Source organism: Pseudomonas stagnisoli, assembly GCF_048595745.1.
In the GTDB taxonomy this organism is placed as follows: Bacteria; Pseudomonadota; Gammaproteobacteria; order Pseudomonadales; family Pseudomonadaceae; genus Aquipseudomonas; species Aquipseudomonas alcaligenes_A.
Window position 1 is genome coordinate 1,080,733 of record NZ_CP184361.1, and the last position, 21,592, is coordinate 1,102,324.

A 21,592-nucleotide genomic window follows, 5' to 3' on the forward strand; every position below is an offset into this window, starting at 1 on the left:
TCGACGGTCTCCGAATCCGCCGGGCTTATGGCCCCTTGGCGGTTCTAGGTCACTACTCAGGTCGCTGTGGACGTCGCTTCGACATAGCGCGGCAGGGTCACGCGGAAACGGGTTCCGCGCTGGTGCTCGGGATCGGCCGGGCTGTCGATGGTGATCTGTCCATAATGCTCTTCCACGATCGAATAGACCAGCGCGAGCCCCAAACCGGTGCCCTTGCCGGGGTCCTTGGTGGTGAAGAAGGGTTCGAACAGGCGGTCCATGATCGCCTGCGGAATGCCCGTGCCTTCGTCCTCGACGATCAGCACCACGCTCTGTTCCTCGACCTCGCTGCGCACGCGGATGGCGCCGCCGGCCGGCGACGCATCACGGGCGTTGGACAGCAGGTTGATCAGGACCTGGGCCAGGCGCTGCGGGTCGCCCTTGGCCAGGTGCTCCGGGTCGCACAGGTTGAAGAACTGCACTTCGGTGCTGTTGCGGTTCAGTGCCAGCAGGCCGATGGCGTCCTGTGCCACTTCGGCCAGGCTCACCGGGTATTCGGCGCGTTGCTGCTGGCCGGCGTGGGCGAAATTCATCAGCGACTGGACGATGCGCGAGATGCGCTTGGTCTGGTCGAGGATCTGGCTGCTGATTTCGTCCAGCTCGTCGTCGCCTTCGCGCTCCTCGCGCAGGTTCTGTGCCAGGCAGGCGATGCCGGTGATCGGGTTGCCGATCTCGTGGGCCACCCCGGCGGCCAGACGACCGATGCTGGCCAGGCGCTCGGAGTGCACCAGCTGGTCCTCCAGTACGCGGGTCTCGGTAACGTCTTCAACCAGCAGCACCAGGCCGCTATTGCCCGGCGCCAGTGGTTCGTCGATGGCTGCCTTGTGCAGGTTGAGCCAGCGCATCTCGCCGTCCAGTTGCAGCTGCTGCTTGTGCAGGTGTTCTTCGTCCTGGGCGATGAAATCCTGCAGCAGCTCACGCCAGGGGTGCTCCAGGCTGAGCAGGCGCGAGCCGACCACCTGTTGTGCGCTGATGCCGGTGAGCTCCTCCATGGCGCGGTTCCACATCAGCACTTCCTGGTCCTTGGCCAGGGAGCACACGCCCATCGGCAGTTCCTGCAGGGTCTGGCGGTGGAAGCGGCGCAGGGCATCCAGCTCGGCGGCCAGGCCGGTCAGGCGCGACTGATAGTCCTCCAGACGGCTCTCGATGAAGTGGATGTCCTCGCTGACATAGGCCTCGCTGCCCGATTTGTACGGCAGGAAGGTCTCCACCATGTCCTGCGCCACGCTGGGGCCCATCAGTCCGGACAGGTTGGCCTCGATGCGGTCACGCAGGCGGCGAAGGGCGTAGGGGCGGCGTTCGTCGAAGGGCAGGTGCAGGTCGCGCAGGGCGCGTTCCACCTCTTTCTGCGCGGTCACGGCACCGAGCGGCTTGGCCAGCTCGGCGGCGAACTCCTGCGGCGAGCCGGCCACCAGCTCGCGGCGCTGCGGGCGGCGCACGTTGTCCACGGTGCAGGCCTCGGCGGCGCTTTTTTCTTCATCGCTGGCTTCGGTGAACAGCGAGACCAGGGTGAACACCAGCACGTTGGCGGCCAGCGAGCCGATGGCCGCGAAGTGCCAGCTGTTCTCGTCCAGCACGTAGACGATGTCAAACAGCGGCAGGTGGATGCCCTGCAGATTGCTGACCAGCGGCACCAGCATGCTCACGGCCCACACGGCGATACCGGTGAGCAGGCCGGCGATGAAGCCGCGGCGGTTGGCGGTCGGCCAGTACAGCACCGAGAGCACGCCGGGGAGGAACTGCAGGGTGGCGACGAAGGCGACTATGCCGAGGTTGGCCAGGTCCTGCTCGGCGCCGAGCAATAGATAGAAGCCGTAGGCCGCGGCGATAATGGCGATGATCAGGCCGCGGCGCGTCCACTTCAGCCAGCGGTAGATGTTGCCTTCGGCCGGCGGCTGGTAGAGCGGCAGCACCAGGTGGTTGAGCGCCATGCCGGACAGTGCCAGGGTACTGACGATGATCAGCCCGCTGGACGCCGACAGGCCACCGACATAGGCCAGCAGGGCCAGGCTGCGGTCGCCCAGGGCCAGCCCCAGGCCCAGGGTGAAGTACTCGGGGTTGGTGGTGGCGCCGATCTTCAGGCTGGCCCAGAGAATCAGCGGCACCGACAGGCTCATCAGCAACAGCAGCAGCGGCAGGCCCCAGCTGGCGCTGACGATGGCGCGCGGGTTGAGGTTTTCGGTAAAGGTCATGTGGTACATGTGCGGCATGACGATGGCCGAGGCGAAGAACACCAGCAGCAGGGTGCGCCAGGGGCCTTCCTGCAGCGGTGTGTGCAGGGCGGTGAGGGCCTGCTGGTTCTGCAGCAGCCACTGCTCCAGTTCGCCGGGACCGCCGAACACCTCGTACAGCGCATACAGACCGATGCCGCCAAGGGCAATCAGCTTGACCACCGACTCGAAGGCAATGGCGAACACCAGGCCTTCATGCTTTTCCCTCGTGGCGATATGGCGCGCGCCGAAGAGGATGGTGAACAGGGTGATCAGGGCGCAGAAGCCGAGGGCGAAGCGGTCCTGCAGTGGTTCGCGGGTGAGGATGCCGATGGAATCGGCTACCGCCTGGATCTGCAGGGCGAGCAGCGGCAGCAGGCCGACCAGCATGAACAGGGTGGTGAGTACCCCGGCCCAGGTGCTGCGAAAGCGGAAGGCGAACAGGTCGGCCAGCGATGACAGCTGATAGGTGCGGGTAACCCGCAGGATCGGGTAGAGCAGCACGGGCGCCAGGAGGAAGGCGCCGGTCACGCCCAGGTAGCTGGCGAGGAAGCCGAAGCCGTACTGATAGGCCAGGCCGACCGTGCCGTAGAAGGCCCAGGCACTGGCGTAGACGCCCAGCGACAGGGTGTAGGTCAGCGGATGGCGGATCACCCAGCGCGGGATCAGGCCCTTCTCGCTGGTCCAGGCCACGCCGAACAGCAGCAGCAGGTAGGCGGCGCTGATCAGGATCAGCTGGCTGAGTTCAAAGCTCGTCGGCATCGCGCTGGCTCTGCAGGATCAGGGTAACGACGATGAGGATCAGCCACAGCAGGTAGGGCCTGTACCAGGCGCCGTTGGGGTCGATCCACCAGTCCATGATGGCGGGGGAGAACAGGTAGATGCCCACCACCAGGATCAGCACCAGTCGGTAGATGTACATAGGTCGGGTCCGAAGGGGATGGCCGGATGGTACGGGAGCCCGCCGCGACGGGAAAGCGTCAGCGCAGTTGTGCTTCGGCCAGGGTGCGGCTGCGCGGGATGCGACTGGCATCCCAGTGGGCGATGCCCCAGGCCAGTACCTCGCGCGGCGTGCCCTCGGCCAGCTCGGCCGGCGGTTGCTGGCCGAGTGCTCGCAGGGCGCGGGCCAGCAAGGGTGGTGCCTGGTCGGCCGGCAGTGGTGGCGAGCGGTAGCTCTTGCCCAGCTTGTGCCCATCCGGCTGGATGACCAGCGGCACGTGCAGGTAGCGTGGCTGCGGCAGACCGAGCAGCTCCTGCAGATAGAGCTGGCGCGGCGTGGAGTCGAGCAGGTCGGCGCCACGCACCACATCGGTGACGCCCTGCCAGGCATCGTCCAGCACCACGGCCAGCTGGTAGGCGAACAGGCCGTCGCGGCGACGGATGACGAAGTCGCCGACTTCGCGGCCCAGGTGCTGGCGGAACTCGCCTTGCACGCGATCGGTGAAGCGGTATTCCAGCTCCGGCACGCGCAGGCGGATGGCGGCATCGTGATCGGGATGGCCGGCGTTGCGGCAGGTGCCGGGGTAGATGCCGCCCGTGCCTTCCAGCTGCTTGCGCGAGCAGGTGCAGGCATAGGCCAGGCCCTGGGCGAACAGGCGCTGGATCAGCGCGGCGTACTCGGCATGGCGCTCGCTCTGGCGCACCAGCGCGCCGTCCCACTCGAAACCGTAGGTCTCCAGGCTGCGCAGGATGGCCTCCTGCGCGCCAGGCATCTCGCGCGGTGGGTCGAGGTCTTCCATGCGCAGCAGCCAAAGGCCGCCGACACTGCGGGCGTCCAGGTAGGAGGCGAGGGCGGCCACCAGCGAGCCGAAGTGCAGGTAGCCGCTGGGGGTGGGGGCGAAACGCCCGATGTAGGGGGTGTCGTTCATGCTCGCGAGGCTATCGATTGATGCGGCGCGATGCCAGCCCGCCTATCGGCGGGCGGAAATGAAACGGGGCGCCGTGGCGCCCCGTCTGCAGATTCAGGAACCGATCTGCTTTTCCTTGATTTCCGCGAGCGTCTTGCAGTCGATGCACAGGGTCGCGGTGGGGCGGGCTTCGAGACGGCGGATGCCGATTTCCACGCCGCAGGAGTCGCACCAGCCGTAATCGTTGTCTTCGATCAGCTGCAGGGTCTCGTCGATCTTCTTGATCAGCTTGCGCTCGCGGTCACGGGCGCGCAGTTCCAGGCTGAACTCTTCTTCCTGGCTGGCACGGTCGGCCGGGTCCGGGAAGTTGGCGGCTTCGTCCTGCATGTGGTGCACGGTGCGATCCACTTCCTGCATCAGCTCCAGCTTCCACTTGTTGAGGATGCTGGTGAAGTGAGCGCGCATCGGATCGCTCATGTACTCCTCACCCTTCTTCTCTTTATAGGGTTCGAAGCCACGAATCAGCTGGTTGCCGTTCTGTTTTGCTTTGGTGGGCATGGGACCGCCTCTCACTCTCTCTGATCCATTGCGCAGGATCTGTTCCTTTGCCGGCAAGTGGCGCCGGGCCTGCGGCTGCAAGCGGGCGAACTTACCAGATCGATTCCGGCGATGCTACTCCCGGTTGTCTCGCCTGTTACAGGGTTACGGGACAGTTGGTTAGAATCCCTCCTTTTCCTCAATAAAGGAAGGCCAATGGCCCAGTCCTTCAGTGCGCGCAGCCGCGCCATCGAACCCTTCCACGTCATGGCCCTGCTGGCCCGCGCCAACGAGCTGCAGGCCGCCGGCCATGATGTGATCCACCTGGAGATCGGCGAGCCGGACTTCAGCACCGCCGCGCCGATCGTCGCCGCCGGGCAGGCCGCGCTGGCCGCCGGACACACCCGCTACACCGCGGCGCGTGGCATTCCTCAGCTGCGCGAGGCGCTGGCCGGTTTCTATGCTCAGCGCTATGGCGTGTCGCTCAACCCCGAGCGCATCCTGATCACCCCCGGCGGCTCCGGTGCCCTGCTGCTGGCCGCCAGCCTGCTGGTCGACCCCGGCAAGCACTGGCTGCTGGCCGATCCCGGCTACCCGTGCAACCGCCACTTCCTGCGCTTGGTCGAGGGTGCCGCGCAGCTGGTGCCGGTCGGCCCGGAGAGCCGCTACCAGCTGACCCCGCAGCTGGTCGAGCGGCACTGGGATGGCGACAGTGTCGGCGCCCTGGTCGCCTCGCCGGCCGACCCGACCGGCACCCTGCTGCACAAGGACGAGCTGGCGGCGCTGGCGAGCAGCCTGAAACAGCGCGGTGGCCATCTGGTGGTGGACGAGATCTACCACGGTCTGACCTATGGCTGCGATGCGTCCAGCGTGCTGGAGGTGGACGACGACGCCTTCGTGCTCAACAGCTTCTCCAAGTACTTCGGCATGACCGGCTGGCGCCTGGGCTGGCTGGTGGCGCCAGAGAACGCGGTACCGGAGCTGGAAAAGCTGGCGCAGAACCTCTACATCAGCGCGCCGAGCATGGCCCAGTACGCCGCGCTGGCCTGCTTCACGCCTGAGAGCCTGGCGATCTTCGAGGCGCGTCGCCACGAGTTCCAGCGCCGCCGCGACTACCTGCTGCCGGCCCTGCGCGAGCTGGGCTTCCGCATCGCCGTGGAGCCGGAAGGCGCCTTCTATTTATATGCCGACATCTCCGCCTTCGGCGGCGATGCCTTTGCCTTCTGCCGGCACTTCATCGAGACCGAGCACGTAGCCTTCACCCCGGGCCTGGATTTCGGCCGCCACCTGGCCGGGCACCATGTGCGCTTCGCCTACACGCAGAGCGTCGAGCGCCTGCAGCAGGCGGTCGAGCGCATCGCCCGCGGCCTCAAGACCTGGCAGCCCGATGCGCTTTGAGCCGGCGCTGGAGGAAGGGCGGCTGGTAAGGCGCTATAAGCGCTTTTTCGCCGATATCGAGACGGCGAGCGGGCCGCTGACCATCCACTGTCCCAACACCGGCTCCATGCTCAACTGCCTGCACCCGGGCGGGCGGGTCTGGTTCAGCCGCAACGACGACCCGAAACGCAAGCTGCGCGGCACATGGGAGCTGGGCGAGACGCCGCACGGGCGCCTGGCCTGCTTCAACACCGGGCGCGCCAATGCGCTGGTGGAGGAGGCTCTGCGGGCCGGGGTGATCGCCGAGCTGGCCGGCTTCGCTGAGCTGCGCCGCGAGGTGCGCTATGGCGCGGAGAACAGCCGAGCCGACTTTCGCCTGGAGTTCGTCCGCGGGCCGGCCTATGTCGAGGTCAAGAGCGTGACGCTGGGCTATGCCGACTCGACCGTGGCGGCCTTCCCCGATGCGGTGACCGAACGTGGCACCAAGCACCTGCGTGAGCTGGCGACACTGGCGCGGCAGGGCGTGCGTGCGGTGCTGCTGTACTGCGTGAACCTGTCCGGTATCGAGGCGGTGCGGGTGGCGCGGGAGATCGATCCGACCTATGCGGCTGCCTGGCAGGAAGCGCGGGCGGCGGGGGTCGAGATGCTGGCTTACGGCGTGCAGCTCGCTCCCGACGAACTGCGCCTGGCCCGACGCCTGGCGCTGGAGGACTGATGCGCATTCTGCCGTTGGACGCCAGGCAGGCGCAGGCATTCGACGCGGCCGAGAACGAGTTCGAGGTGCGCGAGGTGTACGAACTGGGCTTCGAGCAGGGCGACTGGTTGCTCCGGGTGCGAGCGGTAGAGCCTTATCTCAAGCGCTATATCGGTGACCTGGAGGACATGGCCGGGGCCCAGTATTTTGCCGCACGCGAGGGTGATGAGCTGGTCGGCATGTTGGCGCTGAGCGATGCCTGGAACGAACTGGCCTCGCTTGACCAGTTGCTGGTCGCGCGTGCCTGGCGTGGGCGGGGTGTGGCCACCGCGCTGCTCGACTTCGCGAAAGCCTGGGCCCGGCAGAGCGGTTTGGCCGGTGTGCGCCTGGAGACGCAGAGCACCAATGTGCCGGCCTGTCGTTTGTACCAGCGCCATGGTTTCGTGCTCGGTGGTGCCGACCGCCTGGTCTATCGCGCCGATCCGGCGCTGGCCCATGAGGTGGCGTTGTACTGGTACTGGTTCGACACGCGCGCCTAGAGCGTCAGCCACAGCCCTGCGGCATCCTCATGGCAGGCGATCTTCTCCAGGGCCTGGCCGGCGCAGGGGCCGGTCACGCACTCGCCGCTTTCGATCAGGAACAGCGCGCCGTGATGGGCGCATTGCAGCAGGCTGCCGCTGGCGTCGAGAAAGTCGTCGGCGCGCCACTCCAATGTCAGGCCACGATGCGGGCAGCGGTTCAGGTAGGCATAGGCGCGGCCGTCGCGGCGTACCGCCAGTACCTTGCGCCCTGCAACGAAAAAGCCCCGGCTCTGGCCTTCGACCAGCTCATCCGGGGCACATAGATGAATCATGAGCATCTCCACGCCGGAGCGGGGATTATCCCGCAGGGCGTGGCGCTGGGGTAGGGCGCGCGTCCTTGCGCTAAGTTGAACTCAGTACTGCCAGGAGGCGGAAACGCGGAAGTTGCGGCCGACCTCGCTGTAGTAGTCGTCCGGCTGCGCCAGGGTGCCGGTGGGCACGTTCAGCGCATTCCAGTACTTCTTGTCGAGGGCGTTGAACAGGCCAGCCTGGAACTTCACGCCTTTCAGCTCGGCGGGCTGCCACCAGCCGGTCATGTCGACCACGCCGTAGCCCGGGGCCTCGAAGTCGCCTGCGTTCTCCACCTTGTCGCGGGCCGCTGCAGCACGCAGCATCAGGTCGGCGCCGTACTGGTCACGCGTATAGCTCAGGCCGAGCAGACTGGTGATCGGCGCCACCGAACTCAGGCGCTGATTGGTTTCCAGATCTTCGCCGTTGGCCCAGGCCACGGAACCCCAGAGCTTCCAGTGCGGCACGAACTCCCAGTGCGCGGCCACCTCAGCGCCGTAGATCTGCACGCGGGCGCGGTTTTCGGTGCGGGTCACGCCCATCGGGTAGTCGGCGGCGCTGAGGCCGATGGCGGCCAGTTCGGCGGCGCTCATCGCCACGTCATCGTCGATGAAGTTCTTGTAGTGGTTATCGAACAGGCTGAGCGAGCCGCCCAGCTTGTCGTTGCCCAGTTGCGCGCCGATCTCGTAGCCGTTGCTTTCTTCCGGCTTGAGGTCGGTGTTGCCCAGGCGCAGGTAGCTGCCTTCGGCGCCGTAGTTCATGTACAGCTGAGTGGCGTCCGGCGCCTTGAAGCCCTGGGCCCATTGCGCGTAAAGCAGCGCTTCCTCGGCCACCTGCCAGGTCGCCAGCAGGCTGCCGGACAGCTTGTGGTCGGTGCTGGCCTGCAGGGTCTGGTCGTTGGTCGGGTTGACGTTGTTGGCGAAGTCGCCGGTGGCTTTCGGGTCCTGCTTGTAGTGGTCGTAGCGCAGGCCCGGGGTCAGCTTGACGCGGCCATCGGCGAAGCTGATCTCGTCGGTGGCGTAGAGCGCCCACTGGGTGCCTTCGGCCTTGGGCATGTCGGCCTGGTTGGTGTGCAGGAAGTCACAGGCGGCCGGGCCCATGTACATCGGATGGCTCGGCGAAATGCTGAAGCCCGGGCAGTTGTCGTAGCCCTCGGAAACCTGCTCGGTGTTGATCTGGTAAAGCTCGCCGCCCAGGGTCAGCTTGTTCGGCAGTCCGGCGATATCGAGGGTCTTGCCGAGATTGCCGGAGACGCCGTAAAGCTCTTTCTCGATCTGGTTGTCGCGGCCGAAGTTGCCGCTCGGGTACTTGTAGGGGTTGCCTGGCAGGCCAAAGCGCCGGAAAGTCGAGTCCGGAATGCGAGCTCGCGAGTCGGATACCGTACGCACGCCGTTCTGGTCGTCATGGCGGCGCAGCTTCTGCCAGTAGACGATGGCGTTGGCGCTGTCGATCAGGCCCTGGTCGTCTTCGGTCTGGAAGGCGTAGTCGACGGACAGGCGCTGGCGCTTGTTGTTTTCCTCGGTGCTGTTTTCACCGATCAGGTAGGTGCTGCCCTGGTTGGTGCGGCTGTCGATGTCGTTCTGCCGCTCGAACAGCTCGGCGGTGAAACCGACCTTGTGGCCACCGTCGAAACGCTGCTGCAGTTTGACCAGCAGGCTCTGCTGTTCGGTATCGGCCGGGTTGGCTTCGGTACGGCGGGTGCCGTAGCTGTTGGCGTCGCCGCCGCTTTCCAGTTCATGGCCCTGGCGCTGTCCGGCCTGCAGCAACCACGCGGTGTCCTGGTAGCGGCCGGCCATTGCGCCGTTGAGGCCCCAGCTGTGGTCGGCGCTGTCGTAGTCGCTCTTGACCAGGCTGCCGAAGTCCTTGCCCTCGGACAGCAGGTCTTCCGGGTTGAGGGTGAACAGCTGCACGGCGCCACCCAGGGCACCGGAGCCGACCAGGCTGGAGTTGGCGCCGCGCACGATATCCACCGCGGACAGGCCGTTGAAATCGATCGAATCCAGGCCGCCCTGAGCACCGCCGGTCGGGCCCTGACTGCGTGCGCCGTCGGTCAGCCACGGCACGCGGATACCGTCGATAGTGGTCAGCACGCGGTCGCGGTCCAGGCCGCGGATGTTGATGCTTTCGCTGGTGCGGCTGTAATTCACGCCGGGCTCTGAGCGCTTGCCGAGATCATCGAAGCTGCGGATCTGGCGCTCGTCCAGGGTCTTGGCGTCGGTGCGGCTGGTAGTGGGCAGCTCATCCTGCACGGCATTACCGGTGACCAGGGTGGTATCGAGCGTGGCGCTGCTGGTAGTGGTCTGTGCGAATGCCAGCGACGGGCTGAGCAGCAACAGCGCCATCCAGGGGCGCAGGGCGAAGGGTGGTGTGGGCATGGCATGACTCCCGCAAGTGGCTCTTGGTGGCCGGTGGATTTGGCGGGCAGCACGTTACTGGATTGATCCATTCAAATGCAAACAATTCTCACAAGCATTGGAAAATGATTAGTGTTGATGTAGTCTGCGCCGACTCGAGCGAGCCGTCGTACCCATGGGGGTAGGGGGTGTGCTCGCCCAATAGCGCTAAGAGGTAGCACCATGACCATGCCGATGACCCTTTCCAACGCCAGCCATCTGTACCAGGAATGGCAGCGCCTGCGCGCCGCACAGCCCGGACTGCGTGCGCGTGATGCCGCCGCCCGGCTTGGCGTCAGCGAGGCCGAACTCACCGCCGGCCGCCTCGGCGTAGATGCCGTGCGCCTGCGTACCGATTGGGCCGCGCTGCTGCCGGCCCTGGGTGAGCTGGGCTACATCATGGCGCTGACGCGTAACGAGCATTGCGTGCATGAGCGCAAGGGCTACTACCGCGATGTCTCGGTCAGCGCCAACGGCGCCATGGGCCTGGTGGTGTCCGCCGATATCGACCTGCGCCTGTTCATGACTCAGTGGGCCAGCGTGTTCGCCGTCGCCGAGCAGACCGAACGCGGCCTGCAGCGCAGCATCCAGGTGTTCGACCGGCAGGGCACGGCCGTACACAAGGTCTACCTGACCGAGCGAAGCGAGGAGGCGGCCTGGGCGCCGCTGGTCGAGCGTTTCCGTGCCGAGGTGCAGAGCGCCGAGCTGGACCTGCAGCCGCTGCCGGAGGCCAAGGCCCCGCGTGCCGATGCCGAAGTGGATGCCGCCGCCCTGCGCGCCGACTGGGCGCAGCTGAAGGACACCCATCATTTCTTCGCCATGCTCAAGCGCCATGACGTGGCGCGCACCCAGGCCCTGCGCCTGGCCGGTCGCGACTGGGCCGAGCCGCTGGCCACCGCCGAGCTGCCCAAGTTGCTGGAAGAAGCGGGGGCGCGTGAAGTCCCGATCATGGTGTTCGTTGGCAACCCGCACTGCATCCAGATCCACTCCGGCACCGTGAGCAACCTGCGCTGGATGGGCGACTGGTTCAATGTGCTCGATCCCGAGTTCAACCTGCATCTGAAGACGCCGGGCGTGGTCGAGCTGTGGCGTGTGCGCAAGCCCAGCAGCGACGGCGTGATCACCAGCTACGAGGCGTTCGATGCCGCTGGCGAGCTGGTGGTGCAGCTGTTTGGCGCGCGCAAGCCGGGCATCCCGGAGCTGGCCGAATGGCGTGACCTGGCCGAAACCGCCGTTGCTCTGGAGGCCTGATATGCGCCTCGCCAACTGCGTTCTGCTGTGCAGCAGCCTGCTGTTCAGCCATGCCGCTGCGGCCGCCGAGTTGCCGCAGCGCTGGGTCAGCTCGGGAGGCTCCCTCAGCGAGTGGGTGGTGCGCCTCGGGGGGGAGAGCAAACTGGTCGGCGTTGACACCACCAGCCTGCACCCGCAGTCGCTGCGCCAGTTGCCGAGTGTCGGCTATCAGCGTGCGCTGTCCGCGGAAGGCGTGCTTTCGCTGCGCCCGGATATCCTGATCGGCAGCGAGGAAATGGGCCCGCCGCCAGTGGTGGCGCAGATCGCGGCGGCCGGGGTGCGGGTGGAGAGCCTGTCGGCCAAGCCTGACCTTGCGACCCTGGAACACAATGTCCTGCGCCTGGGCGAGCTGCTAGGCGTGCCCGCGCAGGCGCGCGAACAGATGGCCGCCTATCGCCAACAGCTGCAAGACCAGGCGCAATGGGTAACAGAGGCACAGCGCAGGCAGGCGCCACCGCGAGTGTTGATGCTGCTCGGGCATGCCGGCAGCAACCTCATGGCGGCCGGCCAGGGCAGCCTGGCGGTGTGGCTGATTGAGCAGGCTGGCGGCGAGAGCCCGGTGGCGCATCAGGGCTACAAGGCGCTCTCCAACGAGGCGCTGCTGGCGCTGGACCCGCAGGTGCTGATCGTCGCCGACCGCAGCCTGCACGGCGAGGAGGCGCGCCAGGCACTGCTCAAGCATAATCCGTTGTTGCAGCAGACCCGTGCGGTGCGCGATGGCCGCCTACTGACCCTCGACCCGACCCTGCTGGTTGGCGGCCTGGGTCCGCGTCTGCCCGAGGGGCTGGCCGAGCTGTCGGCGGCCTTTTATCCTTCCGCGCAAGCACTGACGGCCGAACTCGACCGATGAACCCTGTTTTCCGACCCCGCCCCTTGCTGCTGGCGCTGGGCGCGCTGCTCCTACTCGCGTTCTGGCTGTCGCTGGCCCTGGGGCCGGTGAGCCTGCCGCTGGGCGATACCCTGCTGGCCGCGCTGCGCCTGCTCGGCGTGCCGGTCGGCAGCGCCGAGCTGCAGCAGGCCGAGCTGATCCTTGGTCAGATCCGCCTGCCGCGCAGCCTGCTCGGCCTCTGCGTGGGCGCAGTGCTGGCCCTGTCCGGCGTGGCCATGCAGGGCCTGTTCCGCAACCCGCTGGCCGACCCCGGCCTGGTCGGCGTGGCCGGCGGTGCGGCGCTGGGGGCGGCCATCGCCATCGTCGGCGGCAGCCTGATTGGCGGCCTGCCAGCAGCCTGGTCGCCCTACCTGCTGTCGATCTGTGCCTTCGCAGGCGGCCTGCTGGTCACGGCGATCGTCTACCGCTTTGGTCGCCGCGACGGGCAGACCCATGTCGCCACCATGCTGCTGGCCGGCGTGGCGATGACCGCCATGTCCGGTGCCGGCGTCGGCCTGTTCACCTACCTGGCCGACGATGCCACCCTGCGCAGCCTGACGTTCTGGAACCTCGGCAGCCTCAACGGTGCCAGCTACCCAAGGCTATGGCCGTTGCTGCTGGTGACCCTCGGCGTGGCGCTGTGGTTGCCACGCCGCGCCGACGCGCTCAATGCCCTGCTGCTGGGGGAATCGGAGGCACGCCATCTGGGCTTCAACGTCGAACGGATCAAGCTGGAGCTGGTGCTGTGCACCGCCCTGGGCGTCGGTGCCGCCGTGGCGGCCGCCGGCCTGATCGGTTTCATCGGCCTGGTGGTGCCGCACCTGATGCGCCTGCTGGTCGGGCCGGATCACCGCGTGCTGCTGCCGGCCTCCCTGCTGGCCGGGGCCAGCCTACTGTTGCTGGCTGACCTCGCCGCACGCCTGGTGCTCGCGCCGGCCGAGCTGCCGATCGGCATCATCACGGCGCTGCTCGGCGGGCCCTTCTTCCTTTATCTGCTGGTGCGGGGGCGAGCCTGATGCTGCGTGCCGATAATCTCAGCGTCCGGCGCGGGCCCTGCACCGTGCTGGCCGATATCGACCTGCACCTGCAGCCGGGCCAGGTGCTCGGCGTGCTCGGCCCCAACGGGGCCGGCAAGAGCACGCTGCTCGGTGCCCTCAGTGGCGAGCTGGAGGCCGCCGCCGGCAGCGTGACCCTAGACGGGCGCGCGCTGGGTGCCTGGTCCGGCCTGGAGCGTGCGCGGCGCCTGGCCGTGTTGCCGCAGAGTTCGACCCTGAATTTCGCCTTTCCGGTACTCGACGTGGTCGGCATGGGGCGCCTGCCGCATGCCAGCGGCCGCGTACGCGATGGCGAAATCGTCGAGGCGGCGCTGCGTGCCGCAGACGCCGAGCACCTGCGCGGGCGCAGCTACCTGGCGCTGTCTGGCGGCGAGCGCCAGCGTGTGCACCTGGCACGGGTGCTGGCGCAACTGTGGCCGGGTGGGGAAGGGCAGGTGTTGCTGCTGGACGAGCCGACTTCGGCCCTCGACCCGCTGCACCAGCACACCACCCTGCAGGCCGTGCGCGATTTCGCCAGCCAGGGCGCGGCGGTGCTGGTCATCCTGCACGACCTTAATCTGGCGGCGCGCTACTGTGACCGTATCCTGCTGCTGCAGCACGGGCGGCCACACGGTTACGGCACGCCGGACGAGGTGCTGCAGGCCGAGCCGCTGCGCCAGGTGTTCGGCCTCGACGTGCTGATCCAGCGCCACCCGGAGCGTAGGCATCCGCTGATAGTGGCGCGATAAATATGTAGCCCGAACGAACTCCCCTCGCCCACTTGTGGGAGAGGGGCCGGGGGAGAGGGTCGGGCCTATAACCCTCTCCCTAACCCTCTCCACTAGGCGTGCCCTCGTAAACAGTAGAGGGGACCTATCCATTAAGGAACCTGCATGCGCATCCTGCTGCTCTGCCTCATTCCCCTGCTGGCCGCCTGCCATTCGCGTGGTGTGCTGCCGCCGCCGTCGCCCATCGCGCCCGAGGGGCGAGACCATGCCCAGCTGGGGCAGATCGTCGAGCTGGCCAGCGGCCAGGTCATCACCCCGCAGCAACTGGTCGAGCGCCTGGCCAAGGCACCGCGGGTGCTGGTCGGCGAACAGCACGACAACCCCGATCATCACGCCCTGCAACTATGGCTGTCGCGCGAACTGGCGGCGCAGCGCCCGCAAGGCAGCCTGCTGCTGGAGATGCTCAATCCCGACCAGCAGGCCAGGGTCGAGCAGGTACAGGCCGACGTGCGCGCCGGCCGTGCGCCGCGGGATACCTTCGCCGCGCTGGCCTGGCAGCCAGGCTGGGACTGGGGGCTCTACGGCGCGCTGGTGCAGTACCAGTTGCGCCAGCCTTACCCCTTGCTCGCGGCCAACCTGGACCGTGCCGAGATCATGCAGATCTATCGGGCGCGCCCGACTTTGCAGGGTGCGGCCTCCACCGCGCCGGCCGTGCAGGAAAAGCTGCAGGCAGACATTCGTGAGTCGCATTGCGGCCTGCTGCCGGACAGCCAGATCCCGGCCATGCTTGCCGTGCAGCAGCAGCGCGACCGACGCATGGCCGAGCGTCTGCTCGCCGCACCGCAACCGGCCATGTTGCTGGCCGGTGCCTTCCACGTGCGCAAGGACCTCGGCGTACCGCTGCATCTGGCCGACCTCGGCGCAAGCGAAGGCAACCTGGTGCTGATCCTCGCCGAAGTCGGCAAGCAGCCGGCTGCCGACAGCGCCGATTACGTCTGGTACACCGCCGCCAATGCGCCGGAGGATCACTGCGCCAAGCTGCTCAAGAAGTAGGGCCAGGGCTATCACACAACAAAAAGCCCCGCATTGCGGGGCTTTTTGTTGGCGGAGCTAAGTCTCGACTCTGCGAGCTAGAGCCAGCCGAGGCAGCAGCGCTCGCGGGCGCGGAGTTTACGCGCGGTAAATGAGCAAGCCCGCGAGTGCTGCTAACAACGGCTGGCCGACGCGCAGCAAGTCGAAACGGTGTTACAGGCGCAGGCCGCCGTCGAGTTCCAGGATCCGCCCGGTGTAGTAGTCGTTCTCCATGATGTAAGCCACCGAGTGAGCGATCTCGGCCGGCTTGCCCATGCGCCGCAGCGGGATGCCGGAGGTCATCTTCTCCAGGGCTTCCGGCTTCATGCTGCCGGTCATCTCGGTCTCGATGAAGCCCGGGGCCACGCCGGCCACGCGGATGCCGTAACGTGCCAGTTCCTTGGCCCACACCACGGTGTCGGCAGCAACGCCGGCCTTGGCCGCGGAGTAGTTGGCCTGGCCCATGTTGCCGGCGCGGGAGATGGAGGAGATGTTGACGATGGCGCCAGTGTTCTTCAGTTCGATCATCTTGGCGGCCACTTCGCGGGTGCAGAGGAACACGCCGGTCAGGTTGACGTCGATCACCGACTGCCACTGGGCCAGGCTCATTTTGGTCATTTCGCCATCCTTGATCTTGATGGTCAGACCATCACGCAGGATGCCGGCGTTGTTGACCAGGCCATTGATGGCGCCGAAGTCTTCGGCCACCTGGGCGACCATGTGGGTCACCTGCTCTTCGTTGGCCACGTTGCACAGGTAGGCGCGGGCGTCGCCACCAGCGGCCTTGCAGGCGGCCACGGCGTCGTCGAGTTTCTCCTGGTTGAGGTCGACCAGGGCCAGCTTGGCGCCCTTGGCGGCGAGGTACTCGCCCATGGCTCGGCCCAGGCCCTGACAGCCGCCGGTGATGATGATGACTTTGTCTTTGAGTTCCATAACACTACCCCTCAAATGGTCTAGCAGGTGGCCTCGCCGGCGTTTCGGTGATTACGAACGCCTGTTCGTCTCGTTTTCGACGAATTCTTTGCGAGGAGTCATAAATTGAGCGAAAACGCCGTAAAGCATGCCCGAGAATTGCTGCTCAAGGAATACCGCGGGGTGCTTTCCACCCACTCCAAGAGCATGCCGGGCTTCCCTTTCGGATCAGTGGTGCCCTATTGCCTAGATGCGCAGGGGCGGCCGCTGATCCTGATCAGCCGTATTGCCCAGCACACCCACAATCTGCAGCGCGATGGCAAGTGTTCGCTGCTGGTCGGTGAGCGCGGCGCCGAGGATGTGCAGGCCGCCGGGCGCCTGACCCTGCTGGCCGAGGCCCGCCAGCTGGTCGAACCCTCCGCCATCGAGGCGGCTGCTGAGCGCTACTACCGCTATTTTCCCGACTCGAGCGACTACCACAGCGCCCATGACTTCGATTTCTGGGTACTGCAGCCGGTGCGCTGGCGTTTCATCGGCGGTTTCGGCGCGATCCACTGGCTGCAGGACGTCGAGTTGGCCAATCCGCACGCTGGCGACGCCGAGCGCGGCATGCTCGAGCACATGAACGCCGATCACGCCGCCGCCATCGCCCATTACGTGCAGCTGGCCGGACTGCCCACGCATAGCCCGGCCCAACTGGTCGGCATCGACAGCGAAGGTTTCCACCTGCGCATCGGCAAGGGCCTGCACTGGCTGGCGTTGCCAACATCCTGTAACAACCCTGGCGCGGTGCGCCAGGCCTTGGTGTTGCTGGCTCGGGCCGAGGTCTGGCCGACCGCCGGGCAGGTGTCAGCTTGAATTAAGCCGCTGGCCCCATACTTCATTCCCATCGGAAGCCGTTCTTCCGTCAAGGACCCTCGCGATGCGCGCTTTTCTGTTTCTGTTCCTGCTGTTCCCCATCCTCGAACTGGCCGTGCTGATCCAGGTCGGCAGCGCCATCGGCGTGCTGCCCACCCTGCTGCTGGTGATCGGAACCGCCATCCTCGGCAGCGTGCTGCTGCGCGTGGCCGGTGTGGCCACGGCCTGGCGTGCCCGCGAGAAGCTGGCGCGTGGCGAGATGCCTGAGCAGGAATTGTTCGAGGGCCTGCTGATTGCCGTTGGTGGCGGCCTGCTGCTGTTGCCGGGCTTCATCAGCGACGTATTCGGCCTGCTCTGCCTGATCCCCTTCACCCGCCGCCTGATGATCGGCCGGCTGCAGCGCCGCGCCCAGGAGCAGGCGCTGCGTCAGCGCGCGTTCTTCGATGACCCGGCCGCGCGCAGCGGCCAGACCCAGCCGCAGGTCATCGAAGGCGAGTACCAGCGCCGCGATTGAGCGCCGCTGCACGCCGGGGCGGTGCTGAGGCAGAAAAATTTTCACTCGCCGCCCTTGAAATGCCCTTGAGCGCCCCTATCTAGCTTTCACCGCAAGGTTTCCACCGCTGGTGGAACAGACTTCCGCGGCTCGCCACTGGCGTGCCGCGCCCGGCCCCAAGCCGGTTTTGCCTAACCCGCCGGCGCATTCGCCGGCCAGTGAAACCACTATCAGGAGAGATCGACAATGAAGCTTCGTCCTCTGCATGACCGCGTCGTCATCCGTCGCAGCGAAGAAGAGACCAAAACCGCTGGCGGCATCGTGCTGCCGGGCTCGGCCGCCGAGAAGCCGAACCAGGGTGAAGTCGTCGCCGTCGGTACCGGCAAAGTCCTGGACAACGGCGAAGTTCGCCCGCTGGCCGTCAAGGTCGGTGACAAGGTGGTGTTTGGCCCGTACAGCGGCAGCAACACCGTCAAGGTCGACGGCGAAGACCTGCTGGTGATGGGCGAGCACGAAATCCTCGCCGTCATCGAAGCCTGATCCGACGCATCTCCGTCCTAACGTACAGAATTGAGGAACAAGCAAAATGGCTGCTAAAGAAGTCAAATTCGGCGATTCCGCTCGCAAGAAAATGCTGGTTGGCGTCAACGTCCTGGCCGACGCCGTCAAAGCCACCCTCGGCCCGAAAGGCCGCAACGTGGTCCTGGATCGCAGCTTCGGTGCTCCGCTGATCACCAAGGACGGCGTGTCCGTGGCCAAGGAAATCGAGCTGAAAGACAAGTTCGAGAACATGGGCGCCCAGCTGGTCAAGGACGTTGCGTCCAAGGCCAACGACGCTGCCGGTGATGGCACCACCACCGCCACCGTACTGGCCCAGGCCATCGTCAATGAAGGCCTGAAGTCGGTTGCCGCCGGTATGAACCCGATGGATCTGAAGCGCGGCATCGACAAGGCCACCGCGGCCATCGTTGCCCAGCTGAAAGACCTGGCCAAGCCGTGCACCGACACCAAGGCCATCGCCCAGGTTGGCACCATCTCCGCCAACTCCGACAACTCCATCGGCGACATCATCGCCGAAGCCATGGAGAAGGTTGGCAAGGAAGGCGTGATCACCGTTGAAGAAGGTTCCGGCCTGGAAAACGAACTGTCCGTCGTGGAAGGCATGCAGTTCGACCGTGGCTACCTGTCCCCGTACTTCATCAACAAGCCAGACACCATGGTGGCCGAGTTGGAAGGCCCGCTGCTGCTGCTGGTCGACAAGAAGATCTCCAACATCCGCGAACTGCTGCCGGTGCTGGAAGCCGTGGCCAAGTCCGGCCGTCCGCTGCTGATCGTGGCCGAGGACGTGGAAGGCGAAGCCCTGGCCACCCTGGTGGTCAACAACATGCGCGGCATCGTCAAAGTGGCTGCCGTCAAGGCTCCGGGCTTCGGCGATCGCCGCAAGGCCATGCTGCAGGACATCGCCATCCTGACCGGCGGTACCGTGATTTCCGAGGAAGTCGGCCTGTCGCTGGAAGGCGCCACTCTGGAGCACCTGGGTAACGCCAAGCGCGTCGTACTGAACAAGGAAAACACCACCATCATCGACGGTGCCGGCGCTCAGGCCGACATCGAAGCTCGCGTGGCGCAGATCCGCAAGCAGGTTGAAGAAACCTCTTCCGACTACGACAAAGAGAAGCTGCAAGAGCGTCTGGCCAAGCTGGCCGGCGGTGTTGCCGTGATCAAGGTCGGCGCTGCCACCGAAGTCGAGATGAAAGAGAAGAAGGCCCGTGTCGAAGACGCCCTGCACGCTACCCGTGCTGCCGTCGAAGAAGGCGTGGTACCTGGCGGCGGCGTGGCTCTGGTACGTGCCCTGCAGGCCATCGAAGGTCTGAAAGGCGACAACGAAGACCAGAACGTCGGTATCGCCCTGCTGCGTCGCGCTGTTGAAGCGCCGCTGCGCCAGATCGTCTCCAACGCCGGCGGCGAGCCGAGCGTAGTGGTCGACAAGGTGAAGAACGGTTCCGGCAACTTCGGCTTCAACGCCGCCACCGACACCTACGGCGACATGATCGAGATGGGCATCCTGGACCCGGCCAAGGTCACTCGTTCCGCCCTGCAGGCTGCGGCCTCCATCGGCGGTCTGATGATCACCACCGAAGCCATGGTCGCCGACATCGTCGAAGACAAAGCCGCTCCGGCCATGCCGGACATGGGCGGCATGGGTGGCATGGGCGGTATGATGTAAGCCGACCCAGCTTCCTAAGCTGAGCGAGAAAGCCCCGCCTTATGCGGGGCTTTTTCTTGCGCATGAAAAATCCGTCAAAGCCGGCAGTCAGTGAGGTGTTCCACGTTATCTTTGCAGGCAGCGTAACAATGAGGTGACTTCCCCATGCGCATCCTCCTGGTCGAGGACAATCGCGACATCCTGGCCAACATGGCCGACTACCTGCAGATCAAGGGCTATACGGTGGATTGCGCCCAGGACGGTCTTTCCGGGCTGCGCCTGGCCAGCAGCGAGCACTACGACCTGCTGGTACTGGACATCATGCTGCCGGGTATCGACGGCTACACCCTCTGTCGGCGCCTGCGCGAGGAGGCGCGGCGCGATACGCCGGTGATCATGCTCACCGCCCGGGATCAGCTGGAGGATCGCCTGCAGGGGTTTCAGGCCGGTGCCGACGATTATCTGGTCAAGCCGTTCGCCCTCTCCGAGCTGGCCGCGCGTATCGAGGCGGTGCTGCGCCGCAGCCTGGGCGGTGGTAAGCGTTTGCTGCAGGTGGGCGATCTCAGTTACGACCTCGATACCCTGGAGATCGCCCGTGCCGGCAAGCCGCTCAAACTCAACCCGGTCGGCCTCAAGCTGCTGGCCCTGCTGATGCAGAGGAGTCCGCATGTGGTGCGGCGGGAAGTCCTGGAGGAAGCTCTGTGGGGCGACGACTGCCCGGACAGTGACAGCCTGCGCAGCCATGTCCACCAGTTGCGCCAGGTGATCGACAAGCCCTTCGAGCAGGCGCTGCTGCACACGGTGCACGGGGTAGGTTACCGATTGGCGGAGCGCGTCGATGGCGTTTGACCCTGTTCTGTTCAGGCAGAGCCTGTCGCGCCGTATCGTGATCGCCTTCGTCCTGATGACGCTGCTGGTGGGCGGCACCTTTGCCATCGGTATTGTGGAAACGGTACATCAGGTCGAGGAACGCCTGATCTCCAGTGAGCTGGGCGGTGATCTCGGGCGCTTTCTGCAGATGGAGAGCATGTCCGATTGGCGTCATGAACCGGAGCCCGGCCAGCTGTTCTATTTCAGTGGCGGCCTCGGTGCTTTTGCGCTGCCGGCAGATCTGCAGGAGCTGTCGCCGGGCTTCCATGAAGTCTTTCGCGAGGACAAGTCGTTTCACGGCTTCGTCCAACTGGTCGATGGTCGGCGTTATGTGTTGCTGCAGGACCAGAGCGAGTTCGAGGACCGCGAGCAGTTGCTGTTCGCCGTGGTTCTGGTGGGTTTTTTGATCAGCCTGGCGCTGTCCGGCCTGCTCGGCTGGTTGCTGGCCCGCAAGGTGATTGAGCCGGTGGTGCGCCTGTCGCGCCAGGTGCGGCACCCGGACCAGCTGCTCGACGAGGCACCGCAACTGGCCCGCGATTACGCGGGCGACGAAGTGGGTCAGCTGGCGGCTTCCTTCGATACCACCTTGGGCCTGTTGCGCCGCGCGCTGATGCGCGAGCGGCTGTTCACCAGCGATGTCAGCCATGAGTTACGTACGCCGCTGATGGTGTTGGCCAGTTCCTGCGAGCTGCTGCTGGAAAGTCCTGGCCTGGACGAGCGTGGTCGCGACCGGGTGCGGCGCATGGCCGCTGCCACCGAGGAAATGCGCGGGCTGGTACAGACCTTTCTGTTGTTGGCGCGCGCGCGTCAGGACGATGGTGGCGCTACCCAGTCCAGCCTGCGCGAGGTAGCCGATGCCCTGGTCGAGCAGTGGCGGCCCGCGATCGAGGCCAAAGGCTTGCATTTCGACTACCGCCCGCAACAGGCGGGCATTGCCCAGTACAACGGCCCGCTGCTGCGCTCGGTGATGGGCAACTTGCTGCGCAATGCCTGGCATTACACCGAGCGGGGGCGGATTGTCCTGTGCCTGGGTGAGCATGGCTTCATGGTCGAGGACAGCGGGGTGGGCATCCCTGTGGCGGAGCGCGAGGCAATGTTCCAGCCCTTCGTGCGCGGCGGCTCGGCGCGCGGCGAGGGCTTGGGGCTGGGGCTGTCGCTGGTGCAGCGTATTTGCGAGAGCCAGGGCTGGAATGTTGAGTTGTCCGATGCGCAGCCGAGCGGGTGCCGGTTTCTGGTCAGCCTGGGATGAAGTCTGCCCGGCGCGCGGCCGAGGAACTTCATGCTCGTGCGATGCTC

General features: G+C 66.2%; 21 protein-coding genes. 14 read left to right on the forward strand and 7 right to left on the reverse strand.

The window, feature by feature from the left end; genetic code table 11:
* Positions 1 to 56: 56 nt before the first annotated feature.
* From ACOAPY_RS05125 to dksA, 4 genes are all read right to left on the reverse strand, one after another.
* Complete coding sequence (locus tag ACOAPY_RS05125) at positions 57 to 3,011, reverse strand: ATP-binding protein (RefSeq protein WP_465155388.1); 2,955 nt, start codon at positions 3,009 to 3,011, stop codon at positions 57 to 59.
* Positions 2,995 to 3,171, reverse strand: coding sequence for a hypothetical protein (locus ACOAPY_RS05130; protein ID WP_137971060.1), 177 nt, complete (start codon positions 3,169 to 3,171; stop codon positions 2,995 to 2,997). The genes ACOAPY_RS05125 and ACOAPY_RS05130 overlap by 17 nt, the downstream gene beginning before the upstream one ends.
* A gap of 58 nt (positions 3,172 to 3,229) precedes the next feature.
* A complete protein-coding gene (gene gluQRS / locus ACOAPY_RS05135) occupies positions 3,230 to 4,117 on the reverse strand; it encodes a tRNA glutamyl-Q(34) synthetase GluQRS (RefSeq protein WP_465155389.1) in 888 nt (295 codons plus the stop codon).
* A gap of 93 nt (positions 4,118 to 4,210) precedes the next feature.
* Positions 4,211 to 4,654 (reverse strand): RNA polymerase-binding protein DksA, encoded by a 444-nt coding sequence (gene dksA / locus ACOAPY_RS05140; RefSeq protein WP_021700399.1) that lies wholly within the window; start codon positions 4,652 to 4,654, stop codon positions 4,211 to 4,213.
* Between the two features lie 195 nt (positions 4,655 to 4,849).
* Between dksA and ACOAPY_RS05145 the strand changes: the two genes are divergently transcribed.
* From ACOAPY_RS05145 to ACOAPY_RS05155, 3 genes are read left to right on the forward strand one after another with little or no spacing between them, the layout of a single operon-like run.
* A complete protein-coding gene (locus ACOAPY_RS05145; RefSeq protein ID WP_465155390.1) occupies positions 4,850 to 6,031 on the forward strand; it encodes a pyridoxal phosphate-dependent aminotransferase in 1,182 nt (393 codons plus the stop codon).
* The gene (gene sfsA / locus ACOAPY_RS05150) at positions 6,021 to 6,725 is read left to right on the forward strand and encodes a DNA/RNA nuclease SfsA (protein WP_465155391.1); all 705 of its coding nucleotides are present in this window, start codon (positions 6,021 to 6,023) and stop codon (positions 6,723 to 6,725) included. Before ACOAPY_RS05145 ends, sfsA begins: the two co-directional genes overlap by 11 nt.
* A complete protein-coding gene (locus tag ACOAPY_RS05155) occupies positions 6,725 to 7,243 on the forward strand; it encodes a GNAT family N-acetyltransferase (protein ID WP_465155392.1) in 519 nt (172 codons plus the stop codon). The genes sfsA and ACOAPY_RS05155 overlap by 1 nt, the downstream gene beginning before the upstream one ends.
* On the opposite strand, the gene ACOAPY_RS05160 is transcribed toward ACOAPY_RS05155, so the two are convergent.
* Both ACOAPY_RS05160 and ACOAPY_RS05165 read right to left on the reverse strand, forming a co-directional pair.
* Entirely contained in the window at positions 7,240 to 7,557 is a 318-nt protein-coding gene (locus ACOAPY_RS05160) for a Rieske (2Fe-2S) protein (RefSeq protein ID WP_076425919.1), read from the reverse strand. The genes ACOAPY_RS05155 and ACOAPY_RS05160 overlap by 4 nt on opposite strands.
* An 81-nt stretch (positions 7,558 to 7,638) precedes the next feature.
* Positions 7,639 to 9,948, reverse strand: coding sequence for a TonB-dependent hemoglobin/transferrin/lactoferrin family receptor (locus ACOAPY_RS05165; RefSeq protein ID WP_465155393.1), 2,310 nt, complete (start codon positions 9,946 to 9,948; stop codon positions 7,639 to 7,641).
* Positions 9,949 to 10,149: 201 nt separating this feature from the next.
* Between ACOAPY_RS05165 and ACOAPY_RS05170 the strand changes: the two genes are divergently transcribed.
* The 5 genes from ACOAPY_RS05170 to ACOAPY_RS05190 all read left to right on the forward strand — a co-directional run bounded on the left by ACOAPY_RS05170 (position 10,150) and on the right by ACOAPY_RS05190 (position 14,939).
* On the forward strand, positions 10,150 to 11,217 hold the full coding sequence (locus ACOAPY_RS05170; protein WP_465155395.1) for a hemin-degrading factor: 1,068 nt from the start codon (positions 10,150 to 10,152) through the stop codon (positions 11,215 to 11,217).
* Between the two features lies 1 nt (position 11,218).
* On the forward strand, positions 11,219 to 12,106 hold the full coding sequence (locus ACOAPY_RS05175) for a heme/hemin ABC transporter substrate-binding protein (protein WP_465155397.1): 888 nt from the start codon (positions 11,219 to 11,221) through the stop codon (positions 12,104 to 12,106).
* The gene (locus ACOAPY_RS05180; protein ID WP_076580534.1) at positions 12,103 to 13,140 is read left to right on the forward strand and encodes a FecCD family ABC transporter permease; all 1,038 of its coding nucleotides are present in this window, start codon (positions 12,103 to 12,105) and stop codon (positions 13,138 to 13,140) included. Before ACOAPY_RS05175 ends, ACOAPY_RS05180 begins: the two co-directional genes overlap by 4 nt.
* Entirely contained in the window at positions 13,140 to 13,907 is a 768-nt protein-coding gene (locus ACOAPY_RS05185; RefSeq protein WP_465155399.1) for a heme ABC transporter ATP-binding protein, read from the forward strand. Before ACOAPY_RS05180 ends, ACOAPY_RS05185 begins: the two co-directional genes overlap by 1 nt.
* Before the next feature lie 144 nt (positions 13,908 to 14,051).
* Positions 14,052 to 14,939 (forward strand): ChaN family lipoprotein, encoded by an 888-nt coding sequence (locus ACOAPY_RS05190; RefSeq protein ID WP_465155401.1) that lies wholly within the window; start codon positions 14,052 to 14,054, stop codon positions 14,937 to 14,939.
* Positions 14,940 to 15,131: 192 nt separating this feature from the next.
* Here ACOAPY_RS05190 and ACOAPY_RS05195 read toward each other — a convergent pair whose 3' ends face one another.
* Positions 15,132 to 15,890, reverse strand: coding sequence for an SDR family oxidoreductase (locus tag ACOAPY_RS05195; protein WP_021700388.1), 759 nt, complete (start codon positions 15,888 to 15,890; stop codon positions 15,132 to 15,134).
* 105 nt (positions 15,891 to 15,995) lie between these two features.
* Between ACOAPY_RS05195 and ACOAPY_RS05200 the strand changes: the two genes are divergently transcribed.
* From ACOAPY_RS05200 to ACOAPY_RS05225, 6 genes are all read left to right on the forward strand, one after another.
* Positions 15,996 to 16,727 (forward strand): HugZ family pyridoxamine 5'-phosphate oxidase, encoded by a 732-nt coding sequence (locus tag ACOAPY_RS05200; RefSeq protein ID WP_465155403.1) that lies wholly within the window; start codon positions 15,996 to 15,998, stop codon positions 16,725 to 16,727.
* Positions 16,728 to 16,791: 64 nt separating this feature from the next.
* Positions 16,792 to 17,241, forward strand: coding sequence for an FxsA family protein (locus tag ACOAPY_RS05205; RefSeq protein WP_076425910.1), 450 nt, complete (start codon positions 16,792 to 16,794; stop codon positions 17,239 to 17,241).
* Between the two features lie 225 nt (positions 17,242 to 17,466).
* Positions 17,467 to 17,760 carry a co-chaperone GroES gene (locus ACOAPY_RS05210; RefSeq protein WP_021700385.1) on the forward strand — a complete coding sequence of 98 codons (294 nt, stop codon included), beginning with the start codon at positions 17,467 to 17,469 and terminating at the stop codon, positions 17,758 to 17,760.
* Positions 17,761 to 17,806: 46 nt separating this feature from the next.
* Positions 17,807 to 19,447 (forward strand): chaperonin GroEL, encoded by a 1,641-nt coding sequence (groL, locus tag ACOAPY_RS05215; protein ID WP_021700384.1) that lies wholly within the window; start codon positions 17,807 to 17,809, stop codon positions 19,445 to 19,447.
* A gap of 144 nt (positions 19,448 to 19,591) precedes the next feature.
* Positions 19,592 to 20,275, forward strand: coding sequence for a response regulator transcription factor (locus ACOAPY_RS05220; RefSeq protein WP_076580546.1), 684 nt, complete (start codon positions 19,592 to 19,594; stop codon positions 20,273 to 20,275).
* Positions 20,265 to 21,545, forward strand: a complete 1,281-nt coding sequence (locus ACOAPY_RS05225) for a sensor histidine kinase (RefSeq protein WP_465155405.1) — start codon at positions 20,265 to 20,267, stop codon at positions 21,543 to 21,545. Before ACOAPY_RS05220 ends, ACOAPY_RS05225 begins: the two co-directional genes overlap by 11 nt.
* Positions 21,546 to 21,592: the final 47 nt, after the last annotated feature.

Excerpts from the sequence above, each read along its gene's own strand:
- ACOAPY_RS05125 (WP_465155388.1), bottom strand. The coding sequence starts at position 3,011 with ATGCCGACGAGCTTTGAACTCAGCCAGCTGATCCTGATCAGCGCCGCC.
- ACOAPY_RS05130 (WP_137971060.1), bottom strand. The coding sequence starts at position 3,171 with ATGTACATCTACCGACTGGTGCTGATCCTGGTGGTGGGCATCTACCTG.
- gluQRS (WP_465155389.1), bottom strand. The coding sequence starts at position 4,117 with ATGAACGACACCCCCTACATCGGGCGTTTCGCCCCCACCCCCAGCGGC.
- dksA (WP_021700399.1), bottom strand. The coding sequence starts at position 4,654 with ATGCCCACCAAAGCAAAACAGAACGGCAACCAGCTGATTCGTGGCTTC.
- ACOAPY_RS05145 (WP_465155390.1), top strand. The coding sequence starts at position 4,850 with ATGGCCCAGTCCTTCAGTGCGCGCAGCCGCGCCATCGAACCCTTCCAC.
- sfsA (WP_465155391.1), top strand. The coding sequence starts at position 6,021 with ATGCGCTTTGAGCCGGCGCTGGAGGAAGGGCGGCTGGTAAGGCGCTAT.
- ACOAPY_RS05155 (WP_465155392.1), top strand. The coding sequence starts at position 6,725 with ATGCGCATTCTGCCGTTGGACGCCAGGCAGGCGCAGGCATTCGACGCG.
- ACOAPY_RS05160 (WP_076425919.1), bottom strand. The coding sequence starts at position 7,557 with ATGATTCATCTATGTGCCCCGGATGAGCTGGTCGAAGGCCAGAGCCGG.
- ACOAPY_RS05165 (WP_465155393.1), bottom strand. The coding sequence starts at position 9,948 with ATGCCCACACCACCCTTCGCCCTGCGCCCCTGGATGGCGCTGTTGCTG.
- ACOAPY_RS05170 (WP_465155395.1), top strand. The coding sequence starts at position 10,150 with ATGACCATGCCGATGACCCTTTCCAACGCCAGCCATCTGTACCAGGAA.
- ACOAPY_RS05175 (WP_465155397.1), top strand. The coding sequence starts at position 11,219 with ATGCGCCTCGCCAACTGCGTTCTGCTGTGCAGCAGCCTGCTGTTCAGC.
- ACOAPY_RS05180 (WP_076580534.1), top strand. The coding sequence starts at position 12,103 with ATGAACCCTGTTTTCCGACCCCGCCCCTTGCTGCTGGCGCTGGGCGCG.
- ACOAPY_RS05185 (WP_465155399.1), top strand. The coding sequence starts at position 13,140 with ATGCTGCGTGCCGATAATCTCAGCGTCCGGCGCGGGCCCTGCACCGTG.
- ACOAPY_RS05190 (WP_465155401.1), top strand. The coding sequence starts at position 14,052 with ATGCGCATCCTGCTGCTCTGCCTCATTCCCCTGCTGGCCGCCTGCCAT.
- ACOAPY_RS05195 (WP_021700388.1), bottom strand. The coding sequence starts at position 15,890 with ATGGAACTCAAAGACAAAGTCATCATCATCACCGGCGGCTGTCAGGGC.
- ACOAPY_RS05205 (WP_076425910.1), top strand. The coding sequence starts at position 16,792 with ATGCGCGCTTTTCTGTTTCTGTTCCTGCTGTTCCCCATCCTCGAACTG.
- ACOAPY_RS05210 (WP_021700385.1), top strand. The coding sequence starts at position 17,467 with ATGAAGCTTCGTCCTCTGCATGACCGCGTCGTCATCCGTCGCAGCGAA.
- groL (WP_021700384.1), top strand. The coding sequence starts at position 17,807 with ATGGCTGCTAAAGAAGTCAAATTCGGCGATTCCGCTCGCAAGAAAATG.
- ACOAPY_RS05220 (WP_076580546.1), top strand. The coding sequence starts at position 19,592 with ATGCGCATCCTCCTGGTCGAGGACAATCGCGACATCCTGGCCAACATG.
- ACOAPY_RS05225 (WP_465155405.1), top strand. The coding sequence starts at position 20,265 with ATGGCGTTTGACCCTGTTCTGTTCAGGCAGAGCCTGTCGCGCCGTATC.